Annotated in this window: 16 protein-coding genes; 6 read left to right on the top strand and 10 right to left on the bottom strand. The window is 69.9% G+C overall.

What is annotated here, in order from left to right; all coding sequences use genetic code 11:
- Window positions 1–20: 20 nt before the first annotated feature.
- Complete coding sequence (locus ACWGKS_RS06275; protein ID WP_452454905.1) at window positions 21–1,223, bottom strand: FUSC family protein; 1,203 nt, start codon at window positions 1,221–1,223, stop codon at window positions 21–23.
- Window positions 1,224–1,355: 132 nt separating this feature from the next.
- Between ACWGKS_RS06275 and ACWGKS_RS06270 the strand changes: the two genes are divergently transcribed.
- Window positions 1,356–1,991 (top strand): histidine phosphatase family protein, encoded by a 636-nt coding sequence (locus ACWGKS_RS06270; protein WP_358512416.1) that lies wholly within the window; start codon window positions 1,356–1,358, stop codon window positions 1,989–1,991.
- 71 nt (window positions 1,992–2,062) lie between these two features.
- On the opposite strand, the gene aroQ is transcribed toward ACWGKS_RS06270, so the two are convergent.
- Window positions 2,063–2,518, bottom strand: coding sequence for a type II 3-dehydroquinate dehydratase (gene aroQ / locus ACWGKS_RS06265; RefSeq protein ID WP_358512413.1), 456 nt, complete (start codon window positions 2,516–2,518; stop codon window positions 2,063–2,065).
- Window positions 2,519–2,653: 135 nt separating this feature from the next.
- Here aroQ and ACWGKS_RS06260 point away from each other — a divergent pair, with 135 nt between their 5' ends.
- Window positions 2,654–4,450: an acyl-CoA dehydrogenase gene (locus tag ACWGKS_RS06260; protein ID WP_452521941.1), complete on the top strand. Its 1,797-nt coding sequence runs from the start codon at window positions 2,654–2,656 to the stop codon at window positions 4,448–4,450.
- Between the two features lie 53 nt (window positions 4,451–4,503).
- Here the strand turns inward: ACWGKS_RS06260 and ACWGKS_RS06255 are convergent, their stop codons facing one another.
- Window positions 4,504–5,259, bottom strand: coding sequence for a MerR family transcriptional regulator (locus ACWGKS_RS06255; protein WP_358512407.1), 756 nt, complete (start codon window positions 5,257–5,259; stop codon window positions 4,504–4,506).
- A 229-nt stretch (window positions 5,260–5,488) separates the two neighbouring features.
- Here ACWGKS_RS06255 and ACWGKS_RS06250 point away from each other — a divergent pair, with 229 nt between their 5' ends.
- Window positions 5,489–6,520, top strand: a complete 1,032-nt coding sequence (locus tag ACWGKS_RS06250) for a serine/threonine-protein kinase (protein ID WP_358512404.1) — start codon at window positions 5,489–5,491, stop codon at window positions 6,518–6,520.
- A gap of 1 nt (window position 6,521) precedes the next feature.
- Here the strand turns inward: ACWGKS_RS06250 and ACWGKS_RS06245 are convergent, their stop codons facing one another.
- From ACWGKS_RS06245 to rpmG, 4 genes are all read right to left on the bottom strand, one after another.
- Window positions 6,522–8,819: a lysylphosphatidylglycerol synthase domain-containing protein gene (locus tag ACWGKS_RS06245; RefSeq protein WP_452522008.1), complete on the bottom strand. Its 2,298-nt coding sequence runs from the start codon at window positions 8,817–8,819 to the stop codon at window positions 6,522–6,524.
- Window positions 8,820–9,080: 261 nt separating this feature from the next.
- The gene (gene rpmF, locus ACWGKS_RS06240; RefSeq protein ID WP_358512398.1) at window positions 9,081–9,251 is read right to left on the bottom strand and encodes a 50S ribosomal protein L32; all 171 of its coding nucleotides are present in this window, start codon (window positions 9,249–9,251) and stop codon (window positions 9,081–9,083) included.
- Between the two features lie 73 nt (window positions 9,252–9,324).
- The gene (locus tag ACWGKS_RS06235) at window positions 9,325–9,570 is read right to left on the bottom strand and encodes a type B 50S ribosomal protein L31 (RefSeq protein ID WP_358512395.1); all 246 of its coding nucleotides are present in this window, start codon (window positions 9,568–9,570) and stop codon (window positions 9,325–9,327) included.
- Window positions 9,571–9,598: 28 nt separating this feature from the next.
- Window positions 9,599–9,763 carry a 50S ribosomal protein L33 gene (rpmG, locus tag ACWGKS_RS06230; RefSeq protein ID WP_067607916.1) on the bottom strand — a complete coding sequence of 55 codons (165 nt, stop codon included), beginning with the start codon at window positions 9,761–9,763 and terminating at the stop codon, window positions 9,599–9,601.
- Between the two features lie 193 nt (window positions 9,764–9,956).
- Here rpmG and ACWGKS_RS06225 point away from each other — a divergent pair, with 193 nt between their 5' ends.
- The 3 genes from ACWGKS_RS06225 (at window position 9,957) to ACWGKS_RS06215 (ending at window position 13,675) form a co-directional block, all read left to right on the top strand.
- Entirely contained in the window at window positions 9,957–11,585 is a 1,629-nt protein-coding gene (locus ACWGKS_RS06225; RefSeq protein WP_452454903.1) for a PhoX family protein, read from the top strand.
- A gap of 99 nt (window positions 11,586–11,684) precedes the next feature.
- Complete coding sequence (locus ACWGKS_RS06220; RefSeq protein ID WP_452521938.1) at window positions 11,685–13,031, top strand: sensor histidine kinase; 1,347 nt, start codon at window positions 11,685–11,687, stop codon at window positions 13,029–13,031.
- Window positions 13,013–13,675, top strand: coding sequence for a response regulator transcription factor (locus tag ACWGKS_RS06215; protein ID WP_452521936.1), 663 nt, complete (start codon window positions 13,013–13,015; stop codon window positions 13,673–13,675). Before ACWGKS_RS06220 ends, ACWGKS_RS06215 begins: the two co-directional genes overlap by 19 nt.
- Before the next feature lie 90 nt (window positions 13,676–13,765).
- On the opposite strand, the gene ACWGKS_RS06210 is transcribed toward ACWGKS_RS06215, so the two are convergent.
- The 3 genes from ACWGKS_RS06210 to ACWGKS_RS06200 form a co-directional block, all read right to left on the bottom strand.
- Entirely contained in the window at window positions 13,766–15,541 is a 1,776-nt protein-coding gene (locus ACWGKS_RS06210) for an ABC transporter ATP-binding protein (protein WP_358512382.1), read from the bottom strand.
- Between the two features lie 48 nt (window positions 15,542–15,589).
- The gene (locus ACWGKS_RS06205) at window positions 15,590–16,603 is read right to left on the bottom strand and encodes an ABC transporter permease (RefSeq protein WP_358512379.1); all 1,014 of its coding nucleotides are present in this window, start codon (window positions 16,601–16,603) and stop codon (window positions 15,590–15,592) included.
- Window positions 16,604–16,698: 95 nt separating this feature from the next.
- Complete coding sequence (locus ACWGKS_RS06200; RefSeq protein ID WP_358512376.1) at window positions 16,699–18,447, bottom strand: ABC transporter substrate-binding protein; 1,749 nt, start codon at window positions 18,445–18,447, stop codon at window positions 16,699–16,701.
- Window positions 18,448–18,482: the final 35 nt, after the last annotated feature.

The raw sequence follows: 18,482 nt of genomic DNA, 5'->3' as shown, positions 1-18,482 counted from the left end.
CCGGCCCGGCATCGGGCCGGTCATTCGCGTCCGCGGAACCGGCCGACACGGATGTCGGGCAGGCGCGGTCGCCAGCGCAGCCACGGAAGCCAGGGTTCCTGGGCCGGGGCCGGGATCGTCGGGTCCTCCAGTTCGCCCAACAGGATGTCCTCGACCTCGTCGAAGCGGATCCCGGCGAACACCATGATGTCGGTGGCGACCATCTCCACGGCCAGGTGGGTGGCGTGGGTGACGGGGTCGTCGTCGGGGGTGCCCGCACCGTAGCCGCGCGCCGCCGTCAGTGCCTGGTTCACGGCCTGTTCCCTGGTTTCCCGGCTGCTGAGGTCGTCGGCGAGGGTGCCGAGGACGTCGGCCATGCCCCGCACGATGGGGGCGAGTTCACGGCGTTCCTCGCTGTCCATGGCCACGGTGGTGCGGGCGAGGAACAGGCAGCTCTCGCCGAGCAGGATGAGCCGTTCGATGACCTCGTCCTCGTCGAGGACGGGTCCGGGGTCGCCCCAGCGGATGGTGGAGAGCCGGATCGTGGTCATGCTCGCCTCACGGGCCTTGCTGAGGTCGGCCATGGGTCTGCTCAGGTCACCGAGACGGTTGACCACCTGTGCGCTGGCGTCGTCTCCGTCGGAGGTCAGGGACAGACCCACCTCGTCGAGCATGCGGGCCATCTCGCCCAAGGCCTCCTCCTCGATGCGCCGCATCATCGCCACGAGGCGGGCGGGGAAGAACAGCTGGCTCAGCAGCAGGGCCACCCCGGCTCCGATGAGCGCGTCGACGAGTCGGTCGATGCCGGGGCTGCCGTCGCCGACGAAGATCGTGGTGAGGATGGCGCTGGCGGCCGCCTGCCCGACGACGGCGCGTTCGGAGGTGATCGCGGCGGCCACGATCATGGCCAGTCCGGTGCCCACCGTCAGGGCGAGCAGGCCTCGGTCGGTGAGCAACAGCGCGGCCTCCCCGGCGAGGATGCCGATGAAGACACCGGTCAGCATCCGAACCGCGTTGACTCCTCGTTCGCTGCCGGCGGCGTTGAGCGCGATGAGCGCGGCGATGGGCGCGAAGAAGGGGCTGTGGTCCTGGACCAGCCCCCCGGCGATCGCCCACGCCAGGGCGGCGCCGATGACCGCCAGCACGATCTGGGACACGTAGGAGGACAACCGTTTGCGTGCTTCGAGGAAGGCGGTCCGAATCAGTCGCCGCACGGAAGTGCCCCCCGAGAAAAGTGCTCCCATGGTCTCCTCGTCGTGTGGGACGCCGGAGGTCTGGGGGGACCGGCCCTACTTTTCTACCGGCCGGGATGGTCGAAGTGTGTCAACGCCATGCCCGGTGGGTGCACGCGAGGGGCGTCCCCGTACATTGTGCGCATGCCGACGATCTACCTGATCCGCCATGGAAAGGCCTCCCCCGAGGCAGATGACTACGACCTGCTGAGCCCCACCGGGTACGAGCAGTCGCGACTGTTGGGCGCCGAACTCAAGCGACGTGCCCTGTCGGTGGGCGCGGTGGTGACGGGGTCGCTGCTGCGCCAGCGCCAGACCGCCACCACCGTCCTGGCCGAGGCCGGGATCGACGTGGAACCCACCGTCGATGAGCGGTGGAACGAGTACGACCACCTGAACCTGCTGAGCCGTTTCCCGATCGAGGAGGGCTCGCTGCAACAGCGGTTGGACGCCTGCCTGACCTCGTGGACCACCACCGAGGAGGTGGGGCCGGGTTCGTTCCCGCACTTTCGCGAAGGGGTGCGCGCGGCGCTGGCCGACGTGGCCGCGGACCTGGGCCGTGGGCGGACCGCTCTGGTGTTCACCTCCGGCGGGGTGATCGGCGCCGCCTGTTCCACGCTGATGAACGCTCCGGACTCGGCGTTCGTGATGATGAACCGGGTGACGGTGAACGCCTCGGTGAGCAAGGTGGCGCACGGGCGGGGCGGGACGCAGTTGCTCTCGTTCAACGACCACGCCCACCTGGAACAGGGCGGCCCGGAGCTGATGACCTACCGCTGATCCGGGCCTTTTCACGCCCGTGGCATACCGACTGGTCGGTCCCGATCGTCGGGTGCGGCCCTCGGGTGTGGTCAGGCGCGACGTTCGGCGGCGCGGGCCAGGACGGCCCGCAGCCCCAACTCGTAGCCCACGATCCCGCATCCGGCCACGTAACCGGCGGCCACCGGCGCGGTCACCGAGGTGTGCCGGAACTCCTCGCGGGCGTAGACGTTGGAGATGTGCACCTCGACGACGGGCGCCTCGACGGCGTCGATCGCGTCGCGCAGCGCGATGCTGTAGTGGGCGTAGGCGCCGGGGTTCATCACGACCCCCGCGTAGTGGCGGGCGGAGTGGACGTGGTCGACCATTGCGCCCTCGCTGTTGCTCTGCGCGCAGACCACCTCCACACCGAGTTCCTTGCCCAGGGCGACCACGCGTTCCTCGACCTGGGCGAGGGTGGTGGTGCCGTACTGCCCGGGGTCGCGGGTGCCCAGCAGGTTGAGGTTGGGGCCGTTGAGCAACAGGACGGTGGCGGTGTTCTCGGGCATCGGCGGCTTCCTGGTCGTATTCGGTGTTCGGTGGGACCAGCGTAGACCGTTCCCCTCCGGCGGCCCCGAGCGCGCTTGGGGTATTCGGAGGCGGGTAGCATACCGACCAGTCGGTTCTCATCTTGGAGGCATCCCGTGGCGTCCACCCTGCTGTCCGCGCGCGATCTGCGGTTCCTGCTCTACGAATGGCTCGACGTCGAGGCCCTGACCCGGCGGACCCGGTACGCCGACCATTCCAGGGAGACCTTCGACGGCGCCCTGGAACTGGCCGAACGCGTGGCCACCGACCACTTCGCCCCGCACAACAAGACCAACGACGCCGAGGAGCCCCGCTTCGACGGCGAACGCGTCCACGTCAACCCCGAGGTCAAGAAGGCCCTGGAGGTCTACGCCGAGACCGGCCTGTCCTCCATCGCCATGGACGCCTCCGTGGGCGGCGACCAGATTCCCCGGGTCGTCTCCAGCGCCTGCGACGCCTACTTTCAGGCCGCCAACCTGGGCACCTCCGCCTACCCGTTCCTCACCTCCGGCAACGCGTCCCTGCTCATCGAATACGGCACCCCCGAGCAGATCGACACGTTCGTACGCCCCATGGTGGAGGGCCGCTACACCGGCACCATGTGCCTGTCCGAACCCCAGGCCGGCAGCTCTCTGTCGGACATCACCACCCGGGCCGAACCCGCCGGCGACGGCACCTACCGGCTCTTCGGCAACAAGATGTGGATCTCCGCCGGCGACCACGAACTCACCGAGAACATCGTCCACCTGGTCCTGGCGAAGATCCCCGGCGGCCCGCCCGGGGTCAAGGGCATCTCCCTGTTCATCGTGCCCAAGCACCTGGTGAACGAGGACGGCACCCCGGGCGAGCGCAACGACGTCGTCCCGGCGGGCCTCAACCACAAGATGGGCTACCGGGGCACCGTCAACGCGCTGCTCAACTTCGGCGAGGGCAGGCACACCCCGGGCGGCGAGCCCGGCGCGGTCGGTCATCTGGTCGGCGAGCCCCACCAGGGGCTGCGCTACATGTTCCACATGATGGACGGCGCCCGGATCGGGGTGGGCGCCGGCGCGATGGCGGTCGGCTACACCGGCTACCTGAAGTCGCTCGCCTACGCCCGCGAACGTCTCCAGGGCCGCGCCCTGGGGGCGAAGGACCCGCGTGAGCCGCAGGTGCCCATCATCGAACACACCGACGTGCGGCGGATGCTACTCGCGCAGAAGAGCTACGTGGAGGGCGCTCTGGCCCTGGTGCTGTACTGCGCGCGGCTGATGGACGACAAGCTCAGCGCGGAGTCGCCCGAACGGGTGCGCGAGGCCGGGCTGCTGTTGGACGTGCTCACCCCCATCGTCAAGAGCTGGCCCTCCCAGTGGTGTCTGGAGGCCAACAGCCTGGCCATCCAGGTCCACGGAGGCTACGGCTACACCCGCGAGTACGACGTGGAACAGCACTACCGGGACAACCGGCTCAACGCCATCCACGAGGGCACCCACGGCATCCAGGGGCTGGACCTGCTGGGCCGCAAGGTGGTCCAGGACGGCGGGTCGCGGTTGACGCTGCTGGTGGAGACCGCGCGCGCCACCGTGAAGCGGGCACGAGGGTTGGGCGGAGCCGAGGCCGAGTACGCCGAGCTGTTGGACGCGGCCCTGGCACGCACGGCCGAGACGGCCGCCTCGGCCTGGGCCGAGGGCGACCCGGCCGTGGCGTTGGCCAACGCCACGACCTACCTGGAGGCCGTGGGACACGTCGTGGTGGCCTGGCTCTGGTTGGAGCAGCTGGTCACCGCGCACGGCCGGAACGAGGGTTTCTACGACGGCAAGCGGGCCGCGGCCGCCTACTTCTTCCGGCACGAGCTGCCCAGGACCGGGCCCTGGTTCGACCTGGTCGCCTCCCGCGACCGCACCGTCCTGGACGTGTCCCCCGACGTCCTGTGAGCGCGCGAGGGCCCCGCCTTCCCTATGGAGCGCGGGGCCCTCGGCGGGCGGGATCAGCGCGATTCCCCCAGCACGTGACGGGCGTAGTCCTCCATCGCCTCGCACTGGTAGTCGGCCAACCCGGGCGCCACCTTCTCGTACACCTCGCGCCAGGGCCCCGGCTCCGCGTAGACCCGCCCCAGCTGGACGAACGCGTCGGCGTCCGGAGTCCACATCCGGCACACGCCCTCGTAATGAACGGCGACCTCGGCGCGCACGGCCGGGTCGTCGACCGGACGGCCCGCCCTCAGGTGTGCGGCCATGCGCTCCAGCTGGGCCGCGGTCTCCGCGCGCATCCGCTCCCCCTCCTCGGGGGTCAGGTCACGACCGGCGGCAGCGGCCTCCTCCCACTGCTCGGGCCACTGGGTACGGGCACGGTCGTCGTAGTGGGTGACGTCGAAGCCCTCGAAGAGCTCCTCGGGTCGGATGGTGGTCATGCCGTCTCCTTCCATCGTGTCGACGGTGCGTCGCACGGTCTCGATGAGGGAACCCAACCGGTCGCGTTCGGCCTCCAGGTCGAACAGGTGCCGGCGCAACGCGGCGACCTCGTCGCGTTCGGAGTCCAGGGCACGCCGGATGTCGGCCAGCCCCAACCCCAGCTCGCGCATGACCAGGATCCGTTGCAGTCTGCGCAGTTCACGATCGCCGTAGCGGCGCTGCCCTCCGGGGCCCAGACTCTCGGGCTCCAAGAGACCGATGTGGTGGTAGTGGCGCAGGGTTCGGGAGGTCACGCCGCTGACGCGGCAGACCTCGGCCATCGACCAGGACATCGGGTTCCCTTCGTCGGGCCGGTCCGTCCGGCCTCGGCACGACCGTAGGCGTTGACGTCGCGTCAACCGCAAGTCCGGGCCCCGGCCGAACCCGGGTGCGACCGAATCCACTCCGGAGCGAATTCTCGGGCAATGGTCGTGCAAGGTTTCCGCACGATCTCCACTGAGAAGGGATGAAAGCCCTCAAAAGGGAACACAGTGAGGGTGAAGTCCTGCAGAAAGGCGTGACGTGTTGCCCCTTTCGCCCCACGATCCCGACCGAATCGGACCATATCCGCTGACACATCGGCTCGGCACCGGTGGCATGGGTCAGGTGTACCTGGGACGGGCCGACGACGGCGCGCACGTGGTGGTCAAGGTGGTGCGCTCGGCGCTGGTGGAGGACGACCGGCTGGACGGCACCGACTACCGCGCACGTTTCGCTCGTGAGGCCGAACTCGCCGCGCGGGTGGGCGGGCGCTACACCGCCGAAGTGGTCGACAGCGACCCCCACTCGGAACGGCCCTGGATCGCCTACGAACACATCCCGGGTCCGTCGCTGAAGGCCGCGCTGGCCGAACACGGGCCGCTCGACGCCGCCTCGCTGCGGGCGATGGCCACCCTGCTCGCCGAGGCCCTGGGCACCATCCACATCCGTGACCTCATCCACCGCGACATCAAGCCGAGCAACGTCATCCTGGCGCCGGACGGGCCCCGGGTGATCGACTTCGGTATCGCCCGTCCCACCGAGGGCAGCACGATGACCGGCACCGGGCACGTGTTCGGCACGCTGCCGTACATGTCGCCCGAACAGGCGGAGGGGTCGGCGCTCTCACCGTCCTCCGACGTGTTCGCGTTGGGGACCACCCTGGCCCAGTCGGCGACCGGTCACTGTCCCTTCGACGGTCCCTCCGAGCCGCGCATCCTCATGCGGCTGATCTCGTCGCCGCCCGTGGAGGTCCTGTCCGGGCTGCCCGCGGACCTGGAGGCGCTGATCCGGGACTGCTGGGCGCACGATCCCGCGCTGCGACCCACCCCCGCCCAGGTGGTGGAGCGGTGCGCCGGCCCGCGCCTGGAGCACACCTGGCCGCCCCGCCATCTGGGCGTGCCGGAGACCGCGCCGCCCCTGCCCGAACCCGAACCGACGAAGCCTCAGGTCACCCTGCTCAGGTCCGTGCCGTCCCCGACACCGTCCGAGGAGTCGGTCCGGCGGCGCTACCAGGTCACCATCGTGGCCCTGTTGGGTCTGTTGCTGTTCCTGGGTGTCCTGCTGCTGGTCTGAGCTAGATGGCCTCGCGGCGTTGCAAATGGTTGAACGACAGCCAGCCGGGCAGCACCGGGAACCAGAACGTCAGCACCCGGAACAACAGCACCGCGGGCAGCGCCACCGCCGCCGGGACACCCGCCACCGCGGTGAGTCCGCCGATGAGCGCGGCCTCCACCGCGCCCAGACCACCCGGGGTGGGCGCGGCCGAGCCGATGGCGTTGCCGGCCAGGAACACCACGGCGACGGCGACCAGGCTCACCTGGATCTCGGGGCCGGCGAACGCCAGGACCGAGAAGTGCAGGCACAGCACGAACGCGACGGTGAGCAGCAGCGTGCCGCCCACCCCGAGCAGCAGGCTCATCGGGCGCTGGAGCATGTCCAGCAGTCGGGGCAGGACCCCGCGCAGGTAGGGGCGCAGACGTTCGGCGACCGCCCGGCGCATGCGGGGATGCAGCAGGACCGCGGCCACCAGGGCCGTGCCGAGGACGCTGATGAGGGCGACGGTCGGTGAGGGGCTGAAGCCCGTCCAGTAGGAGGTGCCGGTGAGGTAGGCGCAGACCAGCAGCAGGGGGACGTGGATCAGGAAGCCCACCAGTTGGGTGAGTCCGACCGCGGACAACGCGAGGGAGGTGGGCACGCCGGCCTTGATGACGAACCGGCTGTTGATCGCGATCGAGCCCAGCCCCGCGGGGGCCGCGATGCGCACGAACGACGCCGCGTACTGCACCAGGATGGTGCGCCACCAGGGCAGCGGCGCGGGTACGAAACCGATCAGCACCATGGCGGCGGCGATCATGCACGTGGTGGCCATGGCGAACGCGGTCAAGGCCCACAGCGGGTCGGCGTGACGGATGGTGGCCAGGTCGACGCCGGCGAGTTGGTAGACCAGGACCAGTCCGACGACGGTGGCGACCACGAAGCTGACGATGGTGCGCGGCCGCATCCGTTCCAGCCGGGCGGGTTCGGTCGGGGCCTCGGGGGCCAAGGACACCATGTGGTCACGGAGTCGTCCCAGGAGCGCGCGGTCGGTGCGTCGCAGTTCGGCGCGCAGCCGGTGCGGCAGGCCGGGGGGTTGTAGCAGCGGAAGCACGGCGGCGGCGGTCTCCACGTCCAGGGCGCGCACGGCCGAGGCGACGGCGCGTTCGACACCCACGCGCAGCGCGAGCAGGGTGAGCATGGCCGCGTGGTCCAGGGAGGTGCGCAGTTGGGCCGCGGCCACCGAGCCGTGGTCGAACCCGGTCAGGGCGGCGGTGGGTGGATCGTCGGGACCGTTCTCGCGGATGCCGACCGTGGCGCCGTGGAGGTCGCCGTGGACGACGCGGCGTCGGTGCAGCGCGCCGAGGAGTTCCCACAGATCGGCGAGGAGGGTGTCGGTGACCTGTTCGGGTTCGAGGGTGTCCAGGCCCCGGACGTGCGAGCGTTCGCGGGCGAGCAGGACGGTGCCCGGGGAGAGTTCCCCCAGGGCCAGGATCCGGGGAGCGGGGACCCCGGCGTCACGTGCGGCGGCGCTCATCAGGGCGGCGTGTTCGGCGCGTCTGCGGACCCCGTAGAGGATGCGGGGGGCGACCGGGCGGCGCAGCAGGAGCAGGGCGCGCAGTCGTCTCCAGAAACCGCTGGTGTTCTCGGAGCCGAGGACGGTGAGCTCGATCCGACGCCCGTCGGTGAGGTCGGCCAGGTGGCGGGGGTCCCCGTCCTCGTCGGTGCCGTCGGGGACGATCCGGTCGGCGGTCAGGTCGAAGCGGGCGAGTTCGTCCAGGATGCGTCCGGTGGCGGGGGGAGGTACCCGCACGCCGATGGCGTAGCGGGCCAGGGCCGCGCAGGTCAGGCCGACCAGGACGGTGAAGAGGACGGCGAGGATGCTGTTGACGCCCGCCGTGACCGCGGTGACGGCGACCATGGAGTTGGTCCCCCACAACAGGGAGCGGACCCTGGGCTGCCCGGCGGGCATGGTGCGGGTGAAGGCGATACCGGCGGCCACGTAGCCCAGGGTGGCGGCGGTGAGGACGTCCTCGGGCAGGCCTGGCAGGGGTGCGGCACCGATGGAGGCGATCTCCATCCGCGCGTTGACCCAGGAGGTCATGCCGTAGGCGGCCACCGCCGCGACGAGGGGGCGCAGCAGGTCGCGCACGCTCCCGACGATCAGGGTGCGCAGGACGACGTAGCAGACCAGGACGAGCAGCAGGAGGTTGGCACCGACCGCGACGGCGAGGAGCAGCCCGGGCGGGATCACCGCGCGCAGTTGGGAGGCGTCGTCGATGGGCCCGCCTTCGGCCAGGGCATCGGTGACCAGGAGCAGGACCACGAAGACCAGCATCAGTCCGGCGAAGCCGACGAGCAGGTCGATGGGTCTGCGCGGAGCGCGGGCGGCGAATCGGCCGGGGGTGGTGGCCGAGGAGTCGGTCGGGGATGTCGTCACCCCACAAGCCTGCCCGATTCGTGGGGATGCGGTGATCAGGGGTGGGGGTGTTTCGTCGGTCGCCGGGTGGTGTGCGGGGTTCGGCGCGTGGGTCGGGGCCCGGGTGCGGGGAGCCGGGTGTGCGCCCGGGCCCCGACGGGTGGTGGACTTTCGGGTGTCCTACTCGGGCAGGGGCAGGAGTCCGCGTTCATAGGCGCGGAGCAGGTTGCGGGGGACTCGGTACTCGCGGCCCCGCAGACGCACCGTGACCAGTTCGGGGGGCGTCGCCTTCCACTGGGAGCGGCGGGTGCGGGTGTTGGCGCGCGACATCCTGCGCTTGGGTACGGCCATTGGTGCGTGCCTTTCCGTGCGGGTGGCGGGTCCGAATCGTGTCCGGGCCGCGCCGCCCGCGGATGGTTTCCCTTTACTTGCGCCCGTAGCGGCGCTGGAAGCGCTCCACCCGGCCGGCGGTGTCCACCACGCGGGCGTTGCCGGTGTAGAAGGGGTGGCTCGCGCTGGAGATCTCTACGTCGACGAGCGGGTAGGTGTTGCCGTCCTCCCATTGGATGGTCCTGTCACCGGTCACGGTGGACCTGGTGAGGAAGGCGAAGTCGGCGGCCTTGTCCCGGAAGACGACCGGTCGGTACTCGGGGTGGATTCCCTGTTTCATGCGGGCCTCTCTTCGGGGTGTGTCCGGGTCAGCGTTCCTCTCGGAACTCGACGTGGCGGCGCAGCTTGGGGTCGTACTTGCGCAGGACCAGGCGGTCGGGGGTGTTGCGGCGACTCTTACGGGTCACGTAGGTGGTCCCGGTGCCCTCGGTGGACCTGAGCTTGATGATGGGTCGTGCGTCGTTGCGTGCCATGTGGACCTCCTAGGCCGTCGATCTGCGTCAACCAAATGATAACCGTTTTCATTCCCACTCGGCGCCACGGCTTCGCACCTTCGGCCGGAAACCCGCCACGACCGCACGATCCACGCATTCGACTACTTTGCGTGATTACATCGGCACAAACCAACGAAGCCGGTGCTCGGAGTGCCCGGCGCCGAGGAGAGCCATGCCGCCCGTACACAGTCGACGCCGGTTCCTGGTGGCCACCGCGGCCATGAGCGCCCTGACCGGATCCACCCTCCTCGGTGACCTCCTCCGAGGCGGTTCTCCCGCGTCGGCCGACCCGCTCGTCGGCTCCTCCCCCACCTTCACCGAGGTTCCCGTCACCCTCGATGACGCCGTCACCGTCCCACCCGGCCACACCGCCCGTGTCCTGTTGCCCTGGGGTGCGCCCCTGCGCACCGATTCCCCCCGTTGGCGCCCCGACGCCGGGAACACCGCCGAGGAGGCGGCGCGCCAGGTCGGCACCGGCCACAGCGGGATCGGCTACCTACCCCTGCGTCCCGGACAGGCCGGAAACCGTCAGGGGCTCCTCGTAGTGACCCATTCCCAGGTCGACCGCGTGCTGCTGCGCACCGACGGAGGGCGGGCCGGCGACGCCGCCCCGACCGCCAAGGAGATGGCCTCCCTCGGCGCGACCATCGCGCGCGTCGAACTCGTCGACGGGCGTTGGCGGGTGCTGGGGGACGAACTCGACCATCGACTGACCGGCGACTCCCCCACCACCCCGAACGGACCCCTGGTCGGCCACCCCGCCCTGGACACCGGGGCCGACCCGGCCGGGGTCCTGAGCGGCCCCGGCCAGGCCACCACCCCCTGGGGAACCTGCCTGACCGCCGACGCCGCACTCGACCGGGAACTCACCCCGAACGAGGCGCGACGGTCCGGTTGGGCGGTGGAGGTCGACCCGTTCGACCCCGACTCCGCTCCCATGAAACGCACCGCCCTGGGCCGGATGGCGCACCACGGCGCCACCGTGACCGAGTCGCGCGGGCGCGCCGTGGTGTACCTGTGCGACGACTCCCACCTCTACAAGTTCGTCGGCGCCCACCCATGGCGCGAACGCCTGCGCGACCGGGCCCTCGGCCCCCTGGCCGAAGGCGCCCTGTACGCGGCACGGACGGGTTCGGACGGTTCGGGGACCTGGTCGCCCCTGGTCCACGGCGGGTCCGGGCTGGGCGAGGGCGAGGGCTTCACCGACCAGGCCGACGTTCTCCTTCGTGCCGGAGAGGCCGCCGAAGCTGTGGACGCGACGAGGCTCCGCGGGCCGGGCACGCCCGCCGTCCACCCGGCGACCGGGGCCGTGTACCTGTCCGAGGCCGACGGTCAGGGCGGCGGTCGGATCCTCTCCCTGAGCGAAGGGGCCGCCGACCACGGCGCGACCCTGTTCTCCTGGCGCGAGTCCACTCGGACCGAGGCACCCCCGGGTGGGCTGCACTGCGGTTCCGACGGCCGGCTGTGGATCCACACGGACACCACCCGGATCACCGACCCCCGAGCGTGGGAGCGCGCGGGCAACAGCGCCCTGCTGTGCGCCGACCCCGACGGCGGGCGGGCGCGGCGCTTCCTCACCGGGCCCCGCGGCTGCGCGATCGCCGGAGTGGCCGCCACCCCGGACGGGCGAACCCTGTTCGTGACGGTGCGGGGACCCGGGTCGGCCACCGAACACCTGGGCGCACCGACCGTGGACGACCCGCGCGCGGTGAGCAACTGGCCCGGGTTCGATCCGCGCGGGCGGCCGCGGTCGGCCGTGGTGGTGGTCCGCAAGGACGACGGCGGCGTCATCGGAACCTGAGCGTCCCGGCCTCGACCTCACCGGTGGTGGGGCTCGCCTGTAGTCGCAGGTGGGTCGTGCCCGCTTCACCCCGCTCCGCCGTTCCCGTAACTTGTCGGGGTGAGTACACCGGCACCGCTCCCCCGCACCACCTTGGAGGCCATGCGGAGCAAGGGCTTCCTGTGGTCGTCCTGGCCGTGGCGGGGCCTGGGTCACCTGGCCGGAACGATGGTGATGGGGCCCCTGGCCGTGTTGCTGCTGGCCCCCTTCTCGGTACCGCTGATCATGCTCGGCGAGCACGTGGAGGCGCTGGCCCGGGGAGAGCCGCAGGGGGCATGGACCCTGGCCGCCCTGTTGCTGTTCGGGGCGGTCCTGTTGCTGCTCGGCGGACCCTTCGTCGCCCTGGTGGTCGCGCCGATCGAACGGTGGCGGCTGCGCCTGGTCCACCCACCGATCGACCACGGGCACCGGGCCACCGGCCCCGGCCTGTGGCACCGGGCGCGGGTGCGCTACACCGAGGCGGCCACCTGGCGCGAGTTCGCCTACCTGCTCCTGCTGGTCCTGCTGCTGGACAACCTGACGTGGGCGCTGCTGTTCCTCTTCCCCGTCATGGGCCTGTTCCTGGTCGTCAGTCCGCTCATCCCCCTGTTCGGGGAGACCGTCACCCTCGGGTGGTGGCACTTCGAGGACCCGCTCACCGCCCTGCCCCTGGTGGCACCCGGGGCGCTCCTCTTGCTGCTCACGCCCTACGTGTGCACCCCGGCGGCGGGCGTGCACGCCCTGGTCGCACGGGTCCTGCTCGGCGGACGCGGGGAGACCGAGGAACTGCGCTCGGAACTGGTCGAGGTGACCCGTTCCCGCGCCCGCCTGGTGGACGCCTTCGAGACCGAACGCCGACGCATCGAACGCGACCTGCACGACGGTGCCCAGCAACAACTGATCTCCCTGGCGATGCGTCTGGACCTGGCCAGGATGGACGCGCCACCGGGCAGCGGGATGGAACGCACCTTGAGCGAGGTGCACGGCCAGGCCAAGGAGATCATCGGGTCGCTGCGCGAGATCGTGCACGGCATCCACCCCAAGGTGCTCAGCGACCGGGGGCTGGCCGCGGCCCTGCCGGAACTGGCCGATCGCTCCCCCGTCCCCACCCGCGTGCGCGTCGACCTACCGCGCAGGCCTCCCGCGCACCTGGAGAGCGCCGCCTACTACGTGGCCGCCGAGTCCCTCACCAACGTCGCCAAACACGCCGGGGCCACCGAGGTCCGGTTGAACACCCGATTGGAGGAGGACATCCTGGTGTTGGAGACCATCGACGACGGACGGGGCGGCGCCGACCCCGCGGGCGGCACCGGACTGACCGGTCTGGCCGACCGGGTCACCGTCGTCGGCGGCAGGATCCTGTTGTCCAGCCCACCAGGTGGTCCCACGAGATTGAGAGCGGAGTTCCCGTGTCCCCCATCCGAGTAGTCCTGGCCGAGGACGGCGCCCTGCTGCGTGAGGGTCTGTCCGACCTGCTGCGCAGGTTCGACTTCGAGGTGGTCGCGGCGGTCGGTGACGCCGAGGCGCTCAAGGCGACGGTCGCCGAGTACGCCCCCGATCTGGTGGTCACCGACATCCGGATGCCGCCCGACTTCACCGACGAGGGACTGCGCGCCGCCGTGGAGCTGCGCCGGGAACACCCGCGTCTGCCGGTGGTGGCGCTCAGCCAGTACGTGGAAGCCGGTTACGCGTCCGACCTGTTGGACTCCCACGAGGGGGTCGGTGTCGGTTACGTGCTCAAGGAACGGGTGGTGGACGTCGCCGAGTTCTCCGACGTGCTGCGTCGGGTGCACGCCGGGGGCACCGTCATCGACCCCGAGGTCGTGCGGCGACTGGTCCGGCGGCGCAGCACCCCACTGGAGCGGCTGTCCGAACGCGAACTGGAGGTGCTGGCGCTGCTGGCCCAGGGCGTCTCCAACGCCCGGATCGCCCGGGAGCTGGTGGTGTCCGAACCCACCGTGGGCAAGCACATCACCAACATCCTCGCCAAGCTCGACATTCCGCCCGAAGGGACCGACGTGGACCGTCGCGTCATGGCGGTCCTGACCTACCTGCGCGAACAGCCGGACTGAGAGGGCGACCGGACCGGGTGGGCCCACGCGAGGAGGGCGGTCACGGAACCGTGTCCATGACCGCCCTCGACGGGCATATCCCACTCGCCGTCAGGCGACCGCTCCGTCGCGCTCGGCGAAACGCTCGGCGCGCAGCCTGCGGGCCTCGTCGGGGTCCAGGACCGGGGCGGCGGTGAGCAACTGCTGGGTGTAGTCGCTCCGCGGGTTCTCGTAGACCGAGTCGCTGTCGCCCATCTCCACGACCTCGCCCTTGCGCATGACCGCGACGCGGTCACTGACCTGCCGCACGACCGCCAGATCGTGGGCCACGAAGATGTAGGTCAGACCGAAGTCGTCCTGCAACTCCGAGAGCAGACGCAGCACCTGGTCCTGCGTGGACACGTCCAGCGCGGAGACCGGCTCGTCGCAGATGATCAGCTTGGGCTTGAGGATCAGCGCGCGGGCGATGGCGATGCGCTGACGCTGACCACCGGAGAACGCGTGCGGGAACCGGTTGTAGTGGTTGGGCTCCAGGCCCACCCTCTCCAACAGGTCCTGCACCTGACCTCGGATCTTCTTGCCGTCGCGCTCACCCTGCACCTTCAGCGCGGTGCCGATGCTCTCACCGATGGTCAGGCGCGGGTTCAGCGAGGAGTAGGGGTTCTGGAACACCATCTGCACGTCGCGGCGGAGCGGTCGCAGCTCGCGCTCGCGCATGTGGGTGATGTCCTTGCCCTCGAAGTGGACCGACCCCTTCGTGGGCTCCAGCAGACGCATGATCATGCGCGAGACCGTGCTCTTGCCCGAGCCGGACTCGCCCACGATGCCGAGGGTCTCGCCCTTGTACAGGTCGAAGCTCACACCCTTGACCGCCCAGAAGTCGCTGGATCGGCCCCACATTCCCCCACGGACCTTGAAGCACTGGGCGATGTCGCGCACGCTCAGCAGCGGCTCGCTCTCGGAGGTGGCGGGGGTGAAGGCCTCGAAGTCACCGGGCTTGGTGACGGTGCCCTCGCGCTTGTCCCGATCGATACGGTCGGCGCGGTCTCGGGCACGGCGCTGGGCCCGAGAGACCTCCACACGCGGCACCGCGTCCAGCAGCGCCTGGGTGTAGGGGTGCTCGGGCTTGGAGAGGACCTTGCGCACGTCGCCGCGCTCGACGGCCTGACCGTGGCGCATCACCACGACCTCGTCCACCGAACCGGCCACGACGGCCAGGTCGTGCGAGACGAGGATGAGCGCCATGTTCAGGTCACGACGCAGCTCGTCGAGCAGGTCCAGGACCTGGGCCTGGACCGTGACGTCCAGGGCCGTGGTGGGCTCGTCCGCGAGCAGCACCTTGGGGTCGCACATCAACCCCATGGCGATCACCACGCGCTGGCGCATACCGCCGGAGAACTCGTGCGGGTAGGAGTTGATCCGCTTCTCCGGCTCGGGGATGCCGACCCGGCCCAGGGCCTCCACGGCACGCTTGCGCGCAGCGCTCTTGGAGGCCTTGGGGTTGTGCACCTGGTAGGCCTCGATGAGCTGGTTACCGATGGTGTACTGCGGGTGCAGCGACTGCATCGGGTCCTGGAAGACCATCGCGATGTCGTTGCCGCGCATCTGGCGCATCTTCTTGTCGCTCGCGGTCACCACGTTCTGCCCGGCCACCTCGATGGAACCGGTGATCTGGGCGCGGCTGCCCCGGTGCAGACCCATCAGGGCCAGCGAGGTCACGCTCTTGCCCGAACCCGACTCGCCCACGATGCCCAGGGCGCCACCGGCCGGGACCTCGAAGGACAGTCCCTTGACGGCGTGGACGTCTCCATCCATCGTCGGGAACGTCACCCGCAGGTCGTCCACGCGCACGACTGCGTCGGAGGCAGCCGATCCGGTCGAGGCCATGTCACTTTTCCTTCGGTAGAGCTGGTCTGGTGTTCACGCTGACACGCGTCACGCGGTGATCCGCACCCGCGGGTCGACGACCGGGTACAGGAGGTCGACGATCAGGTTGCACACCACGATGAACACGGCGCCCAGGAGCGTGACCCCCAGGATCACGGGCAGGTCCTTGGAGACGATCGAGTCGATCGCGTAGGCGCCCACACCGTTCAGGGAGAACACCTTCTCGGTGAGGATCGCGCCGCCCAGGACCATGCCGATGTCCAGGCCGAGGATGGTGAGGATCGGGGTGAGGGTGGGTCGCAGGGCGTGCTTGAAGATCACCTTGCGCTCGCTCAGGCCCTTGGCCCGCGCGGTGCGGATGTAGTCCTCGTTGAGCGTTTCCAGCATGCCCGCGCGAGTCTGGCGGGCGTACTGGGCGGCGTGCAGGAACGCCAGGGTGATCCAGGGCAGGAGCATGACCTGGTACCAGGCGACGGGGTCCTCGGTGAAGGGGACGTAGCGCGACACCGGGAACAGGCCCCACTGGTGGACCAGGAAGGCCAGGGCCAGCAGACCGGTGAAGTAGATGGGCAGGGACACGCCCGCGAGGGCGGCACCCATGGCCAGACGGTCGAAGATGCTGCCCTTCTTGACCGCGGAGAGGACACCGACGCCGACACCGCCGATGACCCAGATGACCGCCGCGCCCAGACCCAGGGACAGGGTGACGGGGAGACGGTCGAGGATCTGGGGCAGCACCGGAGAGTTGGTGCTGAAGGAGTAGCCCAGGCAGGGGGCCGCGCACTCGACGGTCTGACGGCCGAAGGTGAACTCCTGACCGAAGAGCAGAGTGCGGAGGAACTCCACGAACTGGACCGCGATCGGCTGGTCGAGGCCAAGGCGTTCCACGGTGGCCTGGATCGCCTCCGGGGTGGGCGCCTTGCCCACGTACATCGCCGCCATGCCCTGCGGGGTGACGCCCGCCCACCTGGGCAGGACGTAGAAGATCCAGAAGGTCACCGCGGTAACGACGACGAGAAGCAGAAGACCCGCCCCAAGGCGGCGAAGAATATAGTTCAGCATCGCAGTCGGCGGACGGGGCACCCAAGGGATCACCTCGGGTGCCCCGCCGCTCTCACCTGCCTTTTCGTACTAGTTCAGGCTGGTAGTGGGGACTGCTAGTCCCGGTCGACGCCCAGCGGCATCAGGTCGTACATCATGAACGCGGGCTGGTAGAACACGTTCGTCAGCTCGTCCGAGCGGTAGATCAGCGACTTGTCGAAGACCACCGGCAGGATGGCGGCGTTCTCCATGACGAGGGTGTCGATCTGCTCGTAGATGGCCGCGCGCTCGTCGGGGTCCTCGGTGAGCAGGGCGTCGTCCCAGAGACCGTTGATCTCGGGGTCGTCGAGCTCGGAGGTGTTGAAGTTACCGGTCTCCATGATCGCGTCGCCGTGGGTGATCTTGGAGGCGAAGCCGTAACCGCTGGGCCAGTCCGGACCCCAGCCGGAAAGGCTCAGGCCGATGTCGTTCTCACGGACGAAGTCCTGGGAACCGGCGTACTGACCGAAGAAGTCGGCCGTGGGGTAGGACTCGATGGTCACGTCGATGTTGACGCGAGCGAGGGCCTCCTTGACGGACTCCGCGGTCTGCACCTCGTTGTCGTTCTCGGCGCGGACGGCGAGCGTGGTGCTGAAACCGTCCTCCTCGCCGCAGGCATCGAGCTTGGTCTGGGCCGCGTCGAGGTCACCCTTGCCGTCCTCGGACGGGTACAGGTTCGACTCCGGGTTGGAGCCCGGGATCGCCGGCGGCAGCAGGTTGGTGGCGATGTCACCACCGGGCTCGCCGCCCCAGGCGCGCCACATGCTGTCGCGGTCGACCGCGTACATGATGGCCTGGCGGCAGGCCACGTCCTCAATGATCGGGGTGTGGATGTTCATGTAGCGCAGGGCGCCGGTGTACGGGTTGTCCAGGTTGCCCTGGACGGCCTCGTCGTCGAGCAGGGTGGAGCGCATGGCCGGGCCCACACCGGTGCCGCGAGCGTCGACGTCGATGTCGCCGTTGACCAGACGCTGGTCGATCTCGTCCTGGGCGACACCGATCTCAAGCTCGACGCGGTCCGGAAGAGCCGGACGGACATCGTCGGTCTCGGGGTCCCAGTGCTCGTTGCGCTCAAGGTGCAGCTGGACGCCGGGCTGGTAGTTCCCGTCGAACTTGTACGGACCCGAGGAGAGCACGTGCTCCTGGTAGAGCTCGCCCTTGTCGGCCTCGATCGGCACGGGGGCGGTCTGGAGCTGGGTCAGGACGTTCGGGAACTCGGAGAAGGAGTCCTTGAGGTGGAAGACCAGGGTGTGGTCGTCCGGGGTCTCGATGGAGTCGAAGCCCGCGAGCGGGTCCGAACCCTCGTAGACGTTGTGGTCGTCCTGGTCCAGGTGCGCGGCGAAGTACTGCGGGCCCAGAGAGAGCGTGCCACCGTTGAAGTTGGAGCGCGCGATGGCGTACTTGATGTCCTCGGCGACGATCTCGGAGCCGTCCTCGTACTTGAGGCCCTCCTGGATCTCGATGGTCCACTCGGTGAAGTCATCGTTGGGCTCGGGCATCGCCTTGGCCAGGTCGGGCATCAGCTCGGTCGCGGCCTCACCCGGCTCCGGGGTGAAGGACAGCAGTGTACGAGCGTAGTAGCGCTGGAAGTTCCAGCTCCACCCGTAGTAGGTGTTGCCCGGGTCGGCGGAGTCGAAGTCGGCCTCGATGGCGTACTTCAGGGTGCCACCGCTCTTGTCCGAAGCGTTGACGAGCTCGGTCGAGCCCTGGTCGAACTCGAACTCCGATTCGGCCGCGCCGCCGCCGGTGGCGGAACCGCCACAAGCGGACAGCAGCAGGGTGGCCGCCGCGCCGAGCGCGACGAAGCCGAAGGTGCGTTTCCTCAAGGAACTACCTCTCTGGGAACCTGGTGTGGGGATGA

The organism is Nocardiopsis sp. NPDC055879, from assembly GCF_053615935.1.
This window is presented reverse-complemented; position numbering and strand designations above follow the sequence as displayed.

Bases quoted from the DNA above. Each gene is read 5' to 3' on its own strand.
- ACWGKS_RS06205 (WP_358512379.1), bottom strand. From the start codon at position 16,603: ATGCTGAACTATATTCTTCGCCGCCTTGGGGCGGGTCTTCTGCTTCTC.
- ACWGKS_RS06245 (WP_452522008.1), bottom strand. From the start codon at position 8,819: ATGCTGGTCTTCGTGGTCCTGCTCCTGGTCACCGATGCCCTGGCCGAA.
- ACWGKS_RS06210 (WP_358512382.1), bottom strand. From the start codon at position 15,541: ATGGCCTCGACCGGATCGGCTGCCTCCGACGCAGTCGTGCGCGTGGAC.
- ACWGKS_RS06270 (WP_358512416.1), top strand. From the start codon at position 1,356: ATGCCGACGATCTACCTGATCCGCCATGGAAAGGCCTCCCCCGAGGCA.
- ACWGKS_RS06275 (WP_452454905.1), bottom strand. From the start codon at position 1,223: ATGGGAGCACTTTTCTCGGGGGGCACTTCCGTGCGGCGACTGATTCGG.
- ACWGKS_RS06235 (WP_358512395.1), bottom strand. From the start codon at position 9,570: ATGAAACAGGGAATCCACCCCGAGTACCGACCGGTCGTCTTCCGGGAC.
- rpmG (WP_067607916.1), bottom strand. From the start codon at position 9,763: ATGGCACGCAACGACGCACGACCCATCATCAAGCTCAGGTCCACCGAG.
- ACWGKS_RS06255 (WP_358512407.1), bottom strand. From the start codon at position 5,259: ATGTCCTGGTCGATGGCCGAGGTCTGCCGCGTCAGCGGCGTGACCTCC.
- rpmF (WP_358512398.1), bottom strand. From the start codon at position 9,251: ATGGCCGTACCCAAGCGCAGGATGTCGCGCGCCAACACCCGCACCCGC.
- ACWGKS_RS06225 (WP_452454903.1), top strand. From the start codon at position 9,957: ATGCCGCCCGTACACAGTCGACGCCGGTTCCTGGTGGCCACCGCGGCC.
- aroQ (WP_358512413.1), bottom strand. From the start codon at position 2,518: ATGCCCGAGAACACCGCCACCGTCCTGTTGCTCAACGGCCCCAACCTC.